Origin of the sequence: Aeromonas sp. QDB11 (assembly GCF_027705265.1) — a bacterium.
GTDB classification, from domain to species: domain Bacteria; phylum Pseudomonadota; class Gammaproteobacteria; order Enterobacterales; family Aeromonadaceae; genus Aeromonas; species Aeromonas allosaccharophila.
In genome coordinates, this window is sequence record NZ_JAPDBM010000008.1 from 1 (window position 1) to 15453 (window position 15453).

At 61.1% G+C, this 15453-nt stretch carries 16 protein-coding genes and 1 pseudogene; 12 read left to right on the top strand and 5 right to left on the bottom strand.

From position 1 onward, the window contains the following. From OKC40_RS03995 to OKC40_RS04010, 4 genes and pseudogenes are all read left to right on the top strand, one after another. Positions 1–108 (top strand): annotated as a pseudogene (locus OKC40_RS03995) (IS1595 family transposase); the annotation flags it as partial. 741 nt (positions 109–849) lie between these two features. Further along, positions 850–2220 (top strand): C4-dicarboxylate transporter DcuC, encoded by a 1371-nt coding sequence (dcuC, locus tag OKC40_RS04000; protein WP_267528862.1) that lies wholly within the window; start codon positions 850–852, stop codon positions 2218–2220. 83 nt (positions 2221–2303) lie between these two features. Continuing rightward, the gene (locus OKC40_RS04005; RefSeq protein ID WP_270794170.1) at positions 2304–2468 is read left to right on the top strand and encodes a hypothetical protein; all 165 of its coding nucleotides are present in this window, start codon (positions 2304–2306) and stop codon (positions 2466–2468) included. Positions 2469–2722: 254 nt separating this feature from the next. Beyond that, entirely contained in the window at positions 2723–3487 is a 765-nt protein-coding gene (locus tag OKC40_RS04010) for a helix-turn-helix domain-containing protein (RefSeq protein ID WP_005336490.1), read from the top strand. 40 nt (positions 3488–3527) lie between these two features. Here the strand turns inward: OKC40_RS04010 and OKC40_RS04015 are convergent, their stop codons facing one another. Continuing rightward, a complete protein-coding gene (locus OKC40_RS04015) occupies positions 3528–4340 on the bottom strand; it encodes a UTRA domain-containing protein (RefSeq protein WP_270794171.1) in 813 nt (270 codons plus the stop codon). A 212-nt stretch (positions 4341–4552) separates the two neighbouring features. Here OKC40_RS04015 and OKC40_RS04020 point away from each other — a divergent pair, with 212 nt between their 5' ends. From OKC40_RS04020 to OKC40_RS04045, 6 genes are read left to right on the top strand one after another with little or no spacing between them, the layout of a single operon-like run. Beyond that, positions 4553–5599 carry an ABC transporter substrate-binding protein gene (locus tag OKC40_RS04020; protein ID WP_208738057.1) on the top strand — a complete coding sequence of 349 codons (1047 nt, stop codon included), beginning with the start codon at positions 4553–4555 and terminating at the stop codon, positions 5597–5599. Positions 5600–5609: 10 nt separating this feature from the next. Further along, positions 5610–6443, top strand: coding sequence for an alkaline phosphatase family protein (locus tag OKC40_RS04025; RefSeq protein WP_270794176.1), 834 nt, complete (start codon positions 5610–5612; stop codon positions 6441–6443). Continuing rightward, a complete protein-coding gene (locus tag OKC40_RS04030; RefSeq protein ID WP_270794177.1) occupies positions 6443–7342 on the top strand; it encodes an ABC transporter permease in 900 nt (299 codons plus the stop codon). Before OKC40_RS04025 ends, OKC40_RS04030 begins: the two co-directional genes overlap by 1 nt. Next, the gene (locus OKC40_RS04035; protein WP_042648076.1) at positions 7335–8111 is read left to right on the top strand and encodes an ABC transporter permease; all 777 of its coding nucleotides are present in this window, start codon (positions 7335–7337) and stop codon (positions 8109–8111) included. The genes OKC40_RS04030 and OKC40_RS04035 overlap by 8 nt, the downstream gene beginning before the upstream one ends. Before the next feature lie 6 nt (positions 8112–8117). Further along, positions 8118–9125 (top strand): ABC transporter ATP-binding protein, encoded by a 1008-nt coding sequence (locus OKC40_RS04040; protein ID WP_270794181.1) that lies wholly within the window; start codon positions 8118–8120, stop codon positions 9123–9125. Between the two features lie 39 nt (positions 9126–9164). Further along, a complete protein-coding gene (locus OKC40_RS04045; RefSeq protein ID WP_270794183.1) occupies positions 9165–9818 on the top strand; it encodes an HAD family hydrolase in 654 nt (217 codons plus the stop codon). A gap of 89 nt (positions 9819–9907) precedes the next feature. Here OKC40_RS04045 and OKC40_RS04050 read toward each other — a convergent pair whose 3' ends face one another. Further along, positions 9908–11536, bottom strand: coding sequence for a sensor domain-containing diguanylate cyclase (locus OKC40_RS04050; protein ID WP_270794185.1), 1629 nt, complete (start codon positions 11534–11536; stop codon positions 9908–9910). 83 nt (positions 11537–11619) lie between these two features. Here OKC40_RS04050 and OKC40_RS04055 point away from each other — a divergent pair, with 83 nt between their 5' ends. Both OKC40_RS04055 and OKC40_RS04060 read left to right on the top strand, forming a co-directional pair. Further along, a complete protein-coding gene (locus OKC40_RS04055; RefSeq protein ID WP_270794187.1) occupies positions 11620–12060 on the top strand; it encodes a DUF2214 family protein in 441 nt (146 codons plus the stop codon). 72 nt (positions 12061–12132) lie between these two features. Further along, entirely contained in the window at positions 12133–13032 is a 900-nt protein-coding gene (locus OKC40_RS04060; protein WP_270794189.1) for a DMT family transporter, read from the top strand. Positions 13033–13098: 66 nt separating this feature from the next. Here the strand turns inward: OKC40_RS04060 and OKC40_RS04065 are convergent, their stop codons facing one another. From OKC40_RS04065 to OKC40_RS04075, 3 genes are all read right to left on the bottom strand, one after another. After that, entirely contained in the window at positions 13099–13725 is a 627-nt protein-coding gene (locus OKC40_RS04065) for a glutathione S-transferase family protein (protein ID WP_270794190.1), read from the bottom strand. 107 nt (positions 13726–13832) lie between these two features. Then, a complete protein-coding gene (locus OKC40_RS04070; RefSeq protein WP_270794192.1) occupies positions 13833–15101 on the bottom strand; it encodes an O-acetylhomoserine aminocarboxypropyltransferase/cysteine synthase family protein in 1269 nt (422 codons plus the stop codon). 166 nt (positions 15102–15267) lie between these two features. Continuing rightward, positions 15268–15444: a hypothetical protein gene (locus tag OKC40_RS04075; protein WP_270794193.1), complete on the bottom strand. Its 177-nt coding sequence runs from the start codon at positions 15442–15444 to the stop codon at positions 15268–15270. Positions 15445–15453 lie beyond the last annotated feature (9 nt).

The window sequence follows — 15453 nt, forward strand, 5'->3', positions numbered from 1 at the left end:
AATCATCGTTTTGACCTCAATAGCATGTTGGTAGAATTGGGGCATGCAGTCGTGGCAAGCCCTCCGATGCCATATCGGCTCTTGAAGCTGGCTGAGGGTCATGGGTAATCAGGTCACTTTATTTATAAGTGACCAAAATAAGGCGAAATATTCTCTGGCGGTTATTTGGCCCAATATTGGCGGGACGCGCTTGATCTGGCTGGCTATTTTTCTGCCCCGGCTACGCCCCGCCCGATTACCAGCCGCTCGTTAATTAATCGCTTGTCAATCGTGCCGATTGTCAACTGTTTGCCGGTTTTTTGTGCGCGGCCTCACGAGGAGGGACACGCTACTTTTTTTTCGGTCATTGCATTTTTGCTCTGAAGTTGGGTTCTGAAATTCCGTTTTATTGCTGTATTTTTGTTCATTCTCAGTCTCTTTTGCTGTTCGTCGCGCGCCTTGTCCGCTGGCCGGAACGGCTCGTCATGGTGCTGTCGGCCGAGAGGTCATGCTGTTGTCTGCCGACCCTGATTGCAGGTTGGAGCGGGGGCGGCATGGTGCGCGGGAGCCGGAGAGATGATCTGTGTTTTCCGGCTGAAAATAGCGATGATGAGCACATTCTCTATTTTATGAAGCGCCGCACAGTCGTTAATAAATAAGTGCGACCATCCCCGCATCATGCATGCCGTGATTGTGCTAGCGATATATTTGTGTCGCAGCAGATGGTTGCCGAAATATTGTTTATTGCGGTGGTGATCACACCAGCCAATTCTATTTTCAGATTGTCACTGATACCCTCCCGAATCCCAATTGTCAGAAGTCATCTTCGCTGTGATTGGGCCGCAATCGTGCAGTAACAGGGGTATGTTTATGTCAACAATCTTGATTCTGGTGGTGGTGGGGCTGGTTGCCTACGCCATGCTCAAGCGGTTCAATCCGCAGGCGACCTTGCTGACCGCGGGTCTGGTGCTGCTGGCGTATGCCCAGTGGGCGGGGATCAATCCGATCCTGCCAACCGAGAATAGCCAGGGCTTCTGGTTCTTCGATCTGTGGGAGAAGTTCGCCATGGTGACCAACTCCCGCCTCGCCTCTACCGGTCTGACTCTGGTGGCGATCGCCGGGGTGGCGACCTACCTCAACCAGATTGGCGCCTCGGCGGCACTGGTGAAGGCCACATCGCGCCCCATCATGGCGCTGAAGAACCCCTATCTGCTGCTGGCGATCATCCTGCTGCTGGTCTCCATTCTCTATGTCTTTATCACCGGGGCAACCTCGCTCTCCCTGCTGTTGATGGGCACCCTCTATCCGTTGCTGCGCAACGCCGGGATCAGCGCCAAGACGGCGGTGGCGACCATCGTTATCCCCACCGCGTGGGAGTTTGGCCCCGGCCAGATCAATGCGGTGATCGGTGCCAAGGCGATCAATATCGAGGTGATGCCGTTCGTGGTGAACCATCAGCTGCTGTTCCAGATCGCGCTGCTGGTGACCATTCCGTTCGTCAACATCATGTGGCAGCGCCACTGTGACCGCAAAGATGGCCACGATGCGGCCGCCGAGCGGGGCAAGTATCTGCACGAGCTGGAGGCGAAACACGAGAACACGCCGGGTTATTACGCTCTGCTGCCGGTGATCCCCTTCGTCTTTCTGTTCGGCTTCTCCGAGCTGTTTGTCAGCGCCATCAAGATGACCATTCCGGTGGCCATGATGTCCACCATGACGCTCTGCATCATTATCGAGGCGCTTCGTTACCGCTCCCTCAACAAGGCGTTCGCCAACTTCGAGGCGTGGCTGACCGGCACCGGGATGATCTTTGGCAGCGTGCTGACCCTGATGCTGGCGGCCGAGTTTTTCTCCGCCGGTCTCACCAATATCGGCGCCATCACCCAGCTGATCGAGCTGGCCAAGTCGTTCGATCTCAATCCGCTCGGGCTGTCGCTGGTCTTCTCGCTCTTTATCCTGCTGACCGCATTTATCACCGGCTCGGGCAACGCCCCGGTGATGGCCTTTATTCCCATCGTGCCGCTGGTCTCCGGCCAGTTCGACATCAACCCGCTGCTGCTGCTGGTGCCGATCCTGTTTGCCGCCGGGATTGGCCGCACCATCTCGCCGGTGGCCGGGGTGATCATCACGGTGGCCGGTATCGCCAATCTGAGCCCGGTGGATGTGGTGAAACGCACCTTCGTGCCCATGATGGCGAGCATGGCGGTGGTGATGGTGCTGACAGCGATCCGCTATATCTGATTGCTGAAAACAGGATGCAAGCGTCTGCCCTCGGCAGGCGCTTTTTTTGTGGCCGATAGCGGGTGGCAATGGCGATTTGAGCGATGGGAGAGGGGGCGGGTGTTGCTTTTATCGCCGGATGCGGGCAAAAGAAAAGAGCGGTGCTTTTGCAAGCGCCGCTCAATGCCAGGAAAGAGAAAAAACCTTGCGGTTTAAAAGATAAAAATTTGGAAGCAAACAATCGATTTCTCAACCAGGAAGGGTCTTGAATTCGATACGTTTCGATTATGCGCGATGTTCTATGCAGCACTAGCAAAATGTTTGCGGGTTGAAAGATATGCACTGTCTGGTGTCACATTCTGCGACCTCATCGTTCAACTGGTCTGTCCTCACGGGAATGTGCGGCGATTTTTTCTCTAGGCTGTTTTTTCGGTGTCAATATCTGAGCCTTGAAGGTAAAAACAGGTCAGAAGCTGACTCGGCATAACCATGCAATGAAAGTGCGATAACAAGGAAGAGTGGCATGACCTACAGCCAGACCCTGGCCAACAATATTCTCGACACCCTGAAGAAGACCCTGACCGACAAGGGGATCCGCTATCAGACCCTGGCGGAGGCGATGGGCGTCTCCATCGCGACCGTGAAGCGGATGATGAACAAGCCCTCGCTGCCGTTCGATACCCTGCTGGAGATCTGCCATCTGGTGGGGCTCTCGTTCGAGGAGCTGCTGGATCGCACTCAGGACGCCCAGAGCCGCCGCGCCGTCTTTACCCAGGAGCAGGACGAGGCGTTTCACAACGAGCCGGGGCTCTACGCCTTTCTCGCCAATATCTTCTGGCGCGACAAAACGCTGATCGATCTCAAGCGGGAGTACGGCCTGACCGACGCCTCCTGCTACCTCTATCTGCGCAAGCTGGAGAAGCTTGGCATTTTGCAGCTCGGTATCGACAACAGTTACCACTTCCTGATCAGTGAGCGGATCAGCTTCGAGCAGCACAGCCGCTTCGCCCGCCAGCAGGCACGGCAGGCGATGTCGGTGCTGGGGGAGTATCTGGTGGAGAACATGCACAAGTCGAACAACTATATGGCGCTCTGTCAGCTGCACCTCAACGAGGGGGAGGCGATGGCGCTGATCGACCGGATGAAGGAGTACTGGCATCAGGAGATCAAGCTCAACCGCCCCGCCATCGGCCAGCAGGAGCACGCCAAGACCTACACCATGTCGCTGCAACTGGCCGACTGCGGCTATCAGAGCTTCGACGACATGATCCCCAATATCGACAACTGATCCCGGCGGATCCTGCGGGATCCGCTGTGTTGGCTGGAGCCTAATCGGCGAGCTGGGTTTGCTGCGGTTTGTCGAAAACCGGCCGTAACGCCCGCGTATCCAGACAAATGCGGATCGCATCCGGTCGCCAGTGCTCGATATCGCAATCGACCAGACCGCCCCGCTCATCGTAGTTGACCCGCACCAGCCGCAGCACGGCGCTCCCCTCCGCCAGATTGAGGGAGCGGGCTATAGCGCCCCGCGCCGCCGAGGGGGTGATCTCGAGGCTGGCGCCACCCTGGCCTATGCCATAGCGCTGCTGATAGAGCTCGGTGAGGGAGCTGGCCAGCGGCGCACTGGCGATATCGGGAAAGCGGCTCGCCAGCAGGTGATGGCTGACGTGCAGCACAGGTCGCCCATCGATCAGCCGCTGGCGGCGAATTTCATAGAGCGGGGTAAAAGGATCCAGCCCCATCCAGCGGCACAGTTCGCTGCTGGCAAGCGCACTGCCGTGGGCCAGCACCCGGGTTTCGGCGGTGCGCTGTTGCTCGCCGATCCACTGGTGAAAGTGGGTGTGGATGGCGGGATCGTAGGTGAGGCGGGGCGGGGCCACGAACCAGCCGCGTCGCTCGGCCCGATAGATAAGGCCATCCGCTTCGAGGCTGGAGAGCGCCTCCTTGATGGTGATGCGGGTGGTGGCGAATCGCTCGCTCAGGGCCCGCTCGGCGGGCAGCTGCTGCCCCGCCGCCAGCTGGCCGCTGCCGATATAGCGGCGCAGGGTCTGGCAAATCTGTTCACACTTGGAGGCGCGGCCCTCAGCCGCTACCCGTTCGCTCAATCTCGGTTCAATCACGCTGATATCCCTGTCGCTCATTCTGGCTGCGCGGGCTGGCCTAGCCCTTGTTGGTTCAGCCCTTGCTGGAGTAGTCCAGCTTCACTTGGGTTCAGAGTTGTAACCGCTGCGGATGACAGCGACATGACAGGGAAATTGTCATCAAACTGCCATCAAAGCGCCCCGTGACCGTCATATTTCCCCTCTAGCATCCCTCTCGAACCTTAACTGACCTAGTCCAGAGGGATGGGATGATGAAAAGCGTGATCGCAAGTGCACTGGCTCTGGTAGCCATCAGCCAACCGCTGTTTGCTGCCGAAAATATCGCAGATCTTGAGAAGGCCGCTCGCGGCGAAGGGCAGCTCAGCAGTATCGGCATGCCAGACAGCTGGGCCAACTGGAAGGATACCTGGCAGCAGCTGGGCAACATCTACGGCATCAAGCATCAGGATACCGACATGAGCTCGGCGCAGGAGATCGCCAAGTTCGCCGCCGAGAAGGCCAACGCCACCGCCGACATCGGCGACGTAGGCGGCGCCTTCGGCCCGGTTGCGGTCAAGCAGGGGGTCACCCAACCCTACAAGCCCTCCACCTGGGCTGACATTCCCAACTGGGCCAAGGATGCGGATGGTCACTGGATGCTGGCCTATACCGGCACTATCGCCTTCCTGATCAACAAGGATCTGGTCAAGGCTGCCCCCACCAGCTGGCAATCCCTGCTGGGCGGTGACTACAAGGTGACGCTGGGTGATGTAGGTGTTGCCTCGCAAGCCAACAACGGCGTGCTGGCGGCGGCCTATGCCACCGGTGGCAGCGAGAAGAATCTCAAGCCCGCCCTGGAGTTGTTCGGCAAGCTGGCCCAGCAGGGGCGCCTGTCGCTGAATGACCCGACCATCGCCAACATCGAGAAGGGCGAGGTGGAAGTCGGTGTGCTGTGGGACTTCAACGCCCTCAACTACCGCGACCAGATCGACCCCAAGAAGTTTGAAGTGGTGATCCCGAGCGACGGCTCCGTCATCGCCGGTTACACCACCATCATCAACAAGTGGGCCAAGAACCCCAACGCCGCCAAGCTGGCGCGGGAATACATCCTCTCCGATGCCGGTCAGATCAACCTGGCGCGTGGCTATGCCCGCCCGATCCGCAGCAACGTTGCGCTGCCGGATGACGTGAAGGCCAAGCTGCTGCCGGCCGAGCAGTATGCCAAGGCCAAGCCGGTCCAGGATCACGCCGCCTGGGAGCAGAGCTCCAAGGCCCTGCCGCGTCAGTGGCAAGAGAACGTCATGATCTACATGCAGTAAGGAGCGGCCAGTGCAACACAAGGTGATAGTGGTACTTGTGGATGGCCTCTCTGCCGGGGTAGCCCATGGGATGGGCTACCTCGCAGGCATGGTGGAGGCGGAGCGCGGCTTCTATACGACCCTCAGCTGCGCCCTGCCATCCCTCTCCCGGCCTCTCTACGAGTGCATCCTGACCGGCGTTCCGCCGGTAGCGAGCGGCATCACCCACAACGGGGTGAGTCGTCTCAGTCTGCATGACTCCATCTTCCATCTGGCCCGCGCCGCGGGTAAACGCACCGCAGCGGCGGCCTACTACTGGGTGAGCGAGCTTTACAACAAGAGCCCCTGGCTGGCGGCCCGCGATCGCTTTACCCACGATGAGCAACTGCCCATCCAGCACGGCTGCTTCTACTGGGATGACCACTATCCCGACAGCCATCTGCTGATGGATGGGGAATGGCTCAGAACCCAATATGACCCCGATTTTCTGCTGATCCACCCGATGGGGGTGGACGATGCGGGCCACAAGTTTGGCCTCGATTCCCGCCAGTACCGCAATCAGGCGCGCCGCATGGACAGCCTGCTGGCCGATCTGCTGCCCCAGTGGCTGGCGGAGGGATATCAGGTGGTGATCACCTCGGATCACGGCATGAACAACGACCTGAGCCACGGCGGCACCCTGCCTGAAGAGCGCACCGTGCCACTCTGGCTGTTTGGCGATGCCTTTATCGAGCGCTGGCCGGATGGGGTAGTGATCGCCCAGACCCAGCTCTGCGCCCTGATGGCCGATCTGCTGGGCATTCCCCACGACAAGCCGGCAGCGCCACCGCTGCTTAAGGCCGCCTTTATGCGCGAGGTGCACTGATGATGCCTGCCACCACCGAGATCCTCGCGGATCGACCCGTGGCCACCAAGCGCAAGGTGCGCCGCCACTGGCTGCCCGCGCTGGTGCTGCTGCCGTTTATTCTCTTGATGATCCTGTTCCAGCTCGCCCCCATGGTGTGGGTGCTGGTGGGCAGCTTTCAGACCCCGGATGGCTGGGGCATCGACTACTACCGGGAGATTTTGAGCTCCCCCTTCTACCTGCAATCGTTCGGCAACTCGTTGCGCATTGCCGGTATCGCCAGTCTGGCGGGGCTTGCCATCGGCACCCTCGGGGCAGCCGCGCTGCGCCACAGCGGCGAGCGGGTCAAGCGGGTGCTGCTGGCCTTTGTCACCATGACCGGCAACTTCAGCGGTGTGCCGCTGGCATTCGCCTTCATCATCATTCTCGGCATCAATGGCGCGGTGACCCTGCTGCTGAAATCCTGGGGATTGATCGACGGCTTCAACCTCTACTCGGGGTCGGGCCTTATTCTCATCTACACCTACTTCCAGATCCCGCTCGCCCTGCTGCTGCTCTACCCGGCGTTCGATGCGCTGCAGGATGAGTGGCCGCAGGCTGCCGCGCTGCTGGGGGCGAGCAAGGGGCAGTATGTGTGGCACGTGGCACTGCCGGTGCTGACGCCTGCGCTGCTCGGCACCCTGATCATTCTGTTTGCCAACGCGGTGGGGGCCTATGCCTCTGCCTACGCCCTCACCACCGGCAACTTCAATCTGGTGACCATCCGGGTGGCCAGTCTGGTCTCCGGCGACATCTTCCTCGAGCCCAATATGGCGGCGGCGCTGGCGGTGATCCTGATGGTGCTGCTGGGGGTGGTGACGGCCGCCAACCAGTGGCTGCTGAAAAAGAGCTATGTGAACAAGGGGCAATCCCATGCATGATTTGACGCCGCGCTGGCCCAAGTGGGTGCTGGGTGGGCTGGTCGCCACCCTGCTGCTGCCGCTGCTGGCCACGTTTCTCTACTCCATCTCCACCCGCTGGGGGGCGACCTTGCTGCCGGACGGCTTCACCCTCGACTGGTATCTCAAGCTGTGGGGCGACCCGCGCTTTCTGGCGGCGTTTGGCCGCAGCCTCCTGGTCTGCTTCGCGACCCTGCTGCTGGGGACCCTGGTGCTGGTGCCGACCGTGCTGGTGGTGGCCTACTACTTCCCCAAGCTGGATCCCTGGATGAACCTGCTGATCCTGCTCCCCTTCGCGGTGCCACCAGTGGTCTCCTCCGTCGGGCTGCTGCAGATCTATGCCGACGGCGTTCTGCCCATCATCGGCACGCCGTGGATCCTGATCGGTACCTGGTTCACCGTGGTGCTCCCCTTCATGTACCGGGCGCTGGCCAACAGCCTGCAAGGGGTGCCGCTGAAAGATCTGATGGATGCCGCCCACCTGCTGGGGGCGAGCAGTCGGCGCGCCTTTCTGCTGGTGGTGATCCCCTGCCTGCGCAAGGGATTGCTGGCGGCGCTGTTTCTCTCCCTCTCCTTCCTGCTCGGCGAGTTCGTGTTTGCCAACATGCTGGTGGGCACCCGTTACGAGACCCTGCAGGTCTACCTCTACAACATGCGCGCCACTTCTGGCCACTTCACCAGTGCGCTGGTGATGAGCTACTTCCTGCTGACCCTGCTGCTCACCTGGGCGGCCAACAGATTTCATCGGTGATCCAAGATGTTTCATTTAGAAGTCAATCAGTTGCACAAATCCTACGGCGATACGCCGGTGTTCGAGGGGATCGAATTCGGCATTCGCAAGGGGGAGCTGGTGACCCTGCTAGGCCCCTCTGGCTGCGGCAAATCGACCCTGCTGCGGGCGCTGGCCGGGCTCACTCCGGTGGATGGCGGTCAGGTGCGGGTGGCCGGTGAAGATATCACCTGGCAGGTGCCCCAGAAGCGGGGCATCGGCATGGTGTTCCAGAGCTATGCGCTGTTCCCCAACATGACGGTGTGGGACAATGTCGCCTTCGGCCTCAAGATGAAGCCCCAGCCGGGGCGGGAGCTGGCCGCCAGCGTGCAGGAGGCGCTGGAACTGGTGGAGCTGACCGGCTTCGAGCGCCGCTATCCGGCCGAGCTCTCCGGCGGCCAGCGCCAGCGAGTGGCGCTGGCCCGGGCGCTGGTGGTGCGGCCACGGATCCTGCTGCTGGACGAGCCGCTCTCGGCGCTGGATGCCCGCATCCGCCGCAGCCTGCGCCAGCAGATCCGCGAGATCCAGCAGCGCCTCGAACTCACCACCATCTTCGTGACCCACGATCAGGAGGAGGCGCTCACCCTGTCGGATCGGATCTTCCTGATGAACAAGGGATCCATCGTCCAGAGCGGCACGCCGGAGCAGATCTATACCCGCCCCGCCAGCGAGTTCGTGGCGAGCTTTATCGGCAACTACAACCTGCTTGGCGCCGAGCAGGGCAAGTCGCTATTCGGCCCCCGTTTTCAGGGCAAGCTGGCGCTGCGGCCGGAGTCCATTACCCTGCTGCCCGCCGGGGCGAGCAGCAGCGAACCCAGCCTGCCCGGCATCGTTCGTCAGCAACAGCTGCTCGGCAACGTCATCCGCTATCAGGTGGAGTGCGAGGCGGGGCTGTTGACGGTGGATTGCCTCAACCGTTCGGCTGGCGATCTGCTGGCCACCGGCAGTGCCGTGACCCTGGCGGTGGCCCGGGATCAACTCTGTGAGGTAGCATGACGCCTCATTTCATTTTCGTTGTTACCGCAAGGAGCCCTCATGGCACTGGCACTGTTTGATCTGGACGAGACCCTGATCGCGGGGGATTCCGCCAGCCTCTGGCTGGAGTACATGGTGGCCGAGGAGCTGGCCCCGGCGGGCATGGTGGCCGAGGAGCAGGGGATGATGTCCCTCTACCATCAGGGCAAGATGGATATGCACCAGTACATGGCCTTCACCCTGCAGCCGCTGGCGGGCAAGTCGCGCCAGTGGCTCAGCCAGCAGTGCCACCACTTTGCCGAGCAGGTGCTGCGCGAGCGCCTCTACCCCGAGGGGCTGGCGCGTATCGAATGGCATCGGGAGCAGGGCGACGAGCTGGTGCTCATCTCCGCCTCCGGCGAACATCTGGTGGCACCTATGGCGCAGATGCTGGGGATGGATCACTGCGTCGCCATCCTGCTCGATGAGGAGGAGGGGATGCTGACCGGTCAGACCCGCGGCACCCTCAGCTTTCGCGAAGGCAAGGTGGCCCGCATCAACCAGCTGTTTGCCGGAAGGGATAACCTCTGGCAGGGGAGTTTCGGCTACAGCGACTCCCACAACGACCTGCCCATGTTGCGGGCGGTGAGCCATCCCCATGCGGTCAATCCGGCCCCCGCGCTGCGCCAGCAGGCCGAGGAGCTGGGCTGGCCGGTGTGGGAGTGGCAGCGCTGAGTTATCGTGGGTTAAAACGAGATAAAAAAAGAGAGAGACGATCGCCTCTCTCTTTTTTTTTCGTGCGCGACTGGCGATCACCCTTCCACTTAATGGGCACGCCGTCGAGTCTGATCGAGGTGAGGAGGGGGATCTTCGTCCATCAGGTCACTGACACGACACTGGGGGAAGCAGATGCGGTTTTTCCCCTCCCGCTTGGCCTGATAAACCCCCTTGTCGGCCAGCTCCACCAGCTCTTTGGCCGAGAGGCCCGAGTGGCTAAAGGCTGCCCCGCCGCTGATAGTGACGGTGAGACCGGGTTCGCGCCACTCAAGCTTTTCGACTGCGAGCCGGAACGCTTCCAGCAGGGAGGCTATCTCGCTCATTGGCGTTTCCAGCCGGAAGATCAGCACCAGCTCCTCGCCGCCGTAGCGGCAGAACCAGCCCCACTGGTCAAAGAGTTTCATACCCAGTTTGCTCACCCGCTTGAGCACCACATCTCCCGCCTGATGGCCGTAGGTATCGTTAACTCGCTTGAAATCATCCAGGTCGAACATCACCAACCCGAACGGCGCGCCACTGTTGAGCTGCTTTTGCAGGCACTCGTCGAAGAAGCGGCGGTTGTAGAGGCCGGTGAGCTTGTCCTGATTGGCTTGCAGGCGGATCTGGGCAAAGTCATGGCTGGCGGCATCCATCTCTTCATAGACCTTGGCCAGCTCCAGCATGCGGCGACCGTTGTAGGCGATGCCGCCGGAGCGGCTGGCGCGGATCAGCAGGGTGATCTCCCCCAGCATCCGGCGGAAGTAGCGGGACCAGAGCAGGGCCAGCAGCAGATAGAGAATGCAGGCGACGGCAATCATCAGCTGCACGTTGATGGAGACACTGTCGATCACCTGCTGCATGCTGGCAGTCGGCTCGACGCTGAGCAGGATCCAGCGCTGCTCGGGGATGCGGTAGTAGGAGACCATCAGGCCGCTGGCATCATCGAGGAAAAAGCCCTGCGGCTGTTGCATCCGGGCCAGCCAGTCGGGGTGGGCGAGGGGTTTGAATACCCGTTCGCGATCCGGATGAGCCAGCACCAGCCCGTCATGGTTGAGCAGGATTTGATAGCCATTGCCCAGATGGTGACTCTGATCATGCCGACTGTTTAGCCAGCTGGCGAGGGGGGTGAGCTGGGTATCCAGCGAGAGTACGCCAACCCGCTTGCCTTCCGGATTGAGGATCTCCCTGGCAATGGCCATGGTGAGGGTGCCAAGCGTGTAGTCGTAGTAGGGGTCGGTAAAGACAATCTGTCCGGGATGGCTGGATGCCAGCAGATACCAGGGGCGGGTTCTGGGATCGAACTTCTCGTCGGCCTGCCAGGAGGGGTGGATCAGCATCTTGCGATGCTCGGTGCCCACGTAGACGTAATCGAGCTCCATCACCTTGTGATAGGCCTGCCATTGTTGCAGGTAGCGCTCGCCGTTGCGGATCTCCGGGCCGCTGAAATCCTGATAATTTACCTGCTGATAAATGAGCGTAAACTGGCGTTTGAGGGTCGCCAGATAGGGTTCGATCAGGGTATGGAAATACTGGGTGTTGCGAGCAATCAGGTTCTGTTGCTGCTCGTGGCGCAGTGTGCGCTCCATATGCAGGTAGTAGATGCTGCCGAGCAGCAATACGGGGATAAAGAGCAAGAGGAGGCCCAGCCGCATGCGGGTGATTAAAGACCAAGTGTTCTTGGGCTTGGCGGGGGACATGAACAGATCCTTTTCAGCTCGGGTGACACCAGCATATATGATGCGGTGCGGCTCGTCTAAAGGCAGAAAATGAGATTTTTCCGATGCTGAACCACACTCTGCTCTCAATGGCCCATTACGGCAGCATAGCGGTGCTGATCCTGGCCCTCTGTGTCGAGTATCTGATCTTTCGGCGCGGCCTGAACATGCTGCGGGTGCGCCGTCTGCTGCTGGCGGATGGGGTGGCGGCGCTGGCGCTCTTCTCCATTTTTGCGACCGGTTGTCTGCTGGCTCTCGAGCATGCCAGCTCGGTGGCGCAGCTCTTTGCCCATCTTGCCCACGGCATCAAAATGGGGCTGTTTCTGTTGATTGTCGGCTCCCTCGATTACCCCAGTCGCCTCTTCTATCGCTGGCGTCGCGCCTTGCGTCTGGGCAAGGCGCCGATGATCTCCATTCAGCAGCACTTCCGGGTGGTCTGGATCCTGCGAGGCAATCTGATACTGGTTGCCCTGCTGGCCGTGCTGACAAAACAGCTGTCGCTCTAAAGACAAGAGGGTAGAGAGACGGGTATCTTGGATCGAATAACCCGTCACGCGCCGATTTAAGGAAGAATCGCCATGCGCTCCAATCTGATGTTGCTGATGGCTGCCACCATCTGGGGTATGGGCTTTGTCGCCCAGCGCCTCGGGATGGATCACATGGGGCCCTATACCTTCAATGGCCTGCGCTTTCTGCTCGGTGCCCTCTCCCTGCTGCCGCTGCTCTGGTGGCTCAAATCCCGACAACCTGTTGCCGTCGCGGGTGACCATCGCCAACTGCTGACCGGTGGCGTATTGGCCGGGCTGGTGCTGTTCTGCGCCGCCTCCCTGCAGCAGGTGGGACTGCTCTATACCACCGCCGCCAAGGCCGGTTTCATCACCGGGCTCTACATCATTCTGGTGCCCGTGCTGGGGCTGCTGCTGCGTCACAAGAGTGGCCTCAATACCTGGATCGGCGCCATCATCGCGCTGGCCGGTCTCTATGTGTTGAGCGTCACCGACGAGTTCACCATCGGCTTTGGCGATCTGTTGCAGGTGGTCGGTGCCCTGTTCTGGGCCATTCACCTGCTGCTGGTGGATCACTACTCCAACCGGGTGGCCCCCATCAAGCTGGCTTGCGTGCAGTTTGTGGTGTGCGGTCTGCTCAGCCTCGTTACCGCCTTCATTATCGAGACGCCGACGGTGGCCGGGGCGGTTGCCGGTTGGCAGGCGCTGCTCTACGCCGGTCTGGTTTCGGTGGGGGTTGGTTATACCCTGCAGGTGCTGGGGCAGCGCGGTGCCCATCCGGCCCATGCCGCCATCATTCTCAGTCTGGAGACCGTCTTTGCCGCCGTGGGTGGCGTGTTGCTGTTGGGGGAGACGCTGGATGAGCGCGCCATTGCCGGTTGTGCCCTGATGCTGGCGGGGATGCTTATCTCTCAAATCCGGCTGCGCTGGTGGTGGAAGTCGCGCCGGGACAAGGTGCCCGCGACCAAGTAAACCGCAGCCCGCTGCATAACAAAAACGCCCCGACTGTCGGGGCGTTTTGCATGATGGCGACTCGGATCAGGGGCGCTGATCCAGCTCGCGCTCCAGCTCTACCGCCTTCTGACGGGCCGGATGGGTATTGAGACGTTCCCGGTAGGCTTGCAGATGCGGGAAGTGGGCCAGCTGGCCGCTTTGCGCCAGCAGATCCACCAGGAAGGAGTTCATGATGTCGGCGCCGGAGAGGCGATCCCCCACCAGATAGTGGCGATTCGCCAGTACCTCATTGAGGTAGCCCAGCACCTTGGCACACTCCGCCTTGGCGTAGTCCGGCAGGAAGCGCATCGGGCTGCCATCCTTGCGCACGAACATGTCGAGCAGCAGCGGCAGAATGCCCGAGCTCTCGGCAAAGTGAAGCCACTGCAGATATTCGGGATACTCCGGGCTGTCGGTGGCCGGTGCCAGCCGTTCCGGGGCGTGGCGGGCAATCAGGTACTCGGTGATGGCGCCCGATTCCGCCAGCACCCGGCCGTCGAACTCGATGACCGGTGACTTGCCGAGGGGGTGAATGGCCTTGAGCTCGGGCGGTGCCAGAAAGGTGGTGGCATCGCGCTGATACGCCTTGATCTCATAGGGTTGGCCCAGCTCTTCGAGCAGCCAGATGATGCGTTGGGAGCGGGATTTGTTCAGGTGGTGCAGGACTATCATAACGACCTCGATTCGGTGGCAGGATGGGGTGTACGGATGGGCGAGGGGGGCGGTTCACCGCGGGCTAAAAAAGAGCGGGCTTGATGCCCGCTCCTCCGCTGATTGACTCAGGCCTCCAGCGCCTGATCCAGATCCGCCAGTATGTCCTCGATCGCCTCGATCCCCACCGACAGCCGGATCATCTCCGGTTTGACTCCTGCCTTGGCCTGCTCGGCCTCGCTCAACTGGCGATGGGTGGTAGAAGCCGGGTGGCAGGCCAGCGACTTGGCATCGCCGATGTTGACCAGCCGCTTGAAGATCTTCAGCGCATCGTAGAAGCGCACGCCCGCTTCATAGCCATCCTTCAGACCGAACGAGAGAATGGCCGAGGGGCGACCGGACATGTACTTCTCCGCCAGCAGATAGTGCGGGTGACCCGGCAGACCGGCGTAGCTGACCCAGGCTACTTTCGGGTGATGCTTGAGGTGGTGGGCGACCCGCAGGGCGTTGTCAACGTGGCGCTCCATGCGCAGACTCAGGGTCTCCAGCCCCTGCAGCAGCAGGAAGGCGTTCATCGGCGCCAGCGCTGCGCCGGTATTGCGCAGCGGCACGGTGCGTACCCGCCCGATAAAGGTGGCCGGGCCAAAGGCCTCGGTATAGACCACTCCGTGGTAGGAGGGCTCGGGTTTGGTCAGTTGCGGGAAGCGCTCGGCATGATCCGCCCAGGGGAACTTGCCCGAGTCGACCACCACGCCGCCCAGCGAGTTGCCGTGGCCGCCGACATATTTGGTCAGGCTGTGCACCACGATATCGGCACCGTGTTCGATGGGCTTGCACAGCACCGGGGTGGCGACCGTGTTGTCGACGATGAGCGGCACGCCGCGGGCGTGGGCTGCCTTGGCCAGTGCGGCCAGATCGACGATATTGCCTGCCGGGTTGCCGATGCTCTCGCAGTAGACAGCCTTGGTCTTGTCGTCGATAAGGGCGGCGATGGCCTCGGCGCTGTCATCCCTAGCGAAGCGCACCTCGACCCCGAAACTCGGCAGCATGTGGGCGAACAGGGTGTAGGTGCCGCCATAGAGCTGGGGTGTGGAGACGATGTTGTCACCGGCGGCGGTCAGCGCCTGAATGGCGTAGGTGATGGCTGCGGAACCTGCCGAGACCACCAGCGCGGCGATCCCCCCTTCCAGCGCGGCCATCCGCTGCTCCAGCACATCGTTGGTGGGGTTCATGATGCGGGTGTAGATGTTGCCCGGCACCGCCAGATTGAACAGATCCGCCCCGTGCTGGGCGCTCTCGAATTCGTAGGCCACCGTCTGGTAGATGGGTACGGCGACCGCCTTGGTGGTGGGGTCGCTGGAAAAGCCGTGGTGCAGGGCCAGGGTCGCATCTTTCATCACACACTCCTTGTTGGATGTTGCTTGTCGCAGTTATAGCTGGGCATTTATAGATGGATAGACGTCCAATCTATCAGGCCCGTGGCCGATGTAAACAGCAAGATCCGGCAAAGCAATGTCGCCCGCAGGGGATGCGTGTCCCGAGTGGCGGGCAGGCCTGCCGTACTCAGAGGCGGCGGCGATACTCCTTGTCATCTATCTGGTTCATATCCCACTGCATCAGGCGGTTGAGCTGCTGCATGGGATCCTTGATGAGCGCCAGCGGGCGCGGCAGGATCCGCTTGAAGTAACGGCGCAAAGTCTGCTGGATCCGGTTCGGTTTGAGGGGGTTGGCGTGGCTCATGATGGTGCT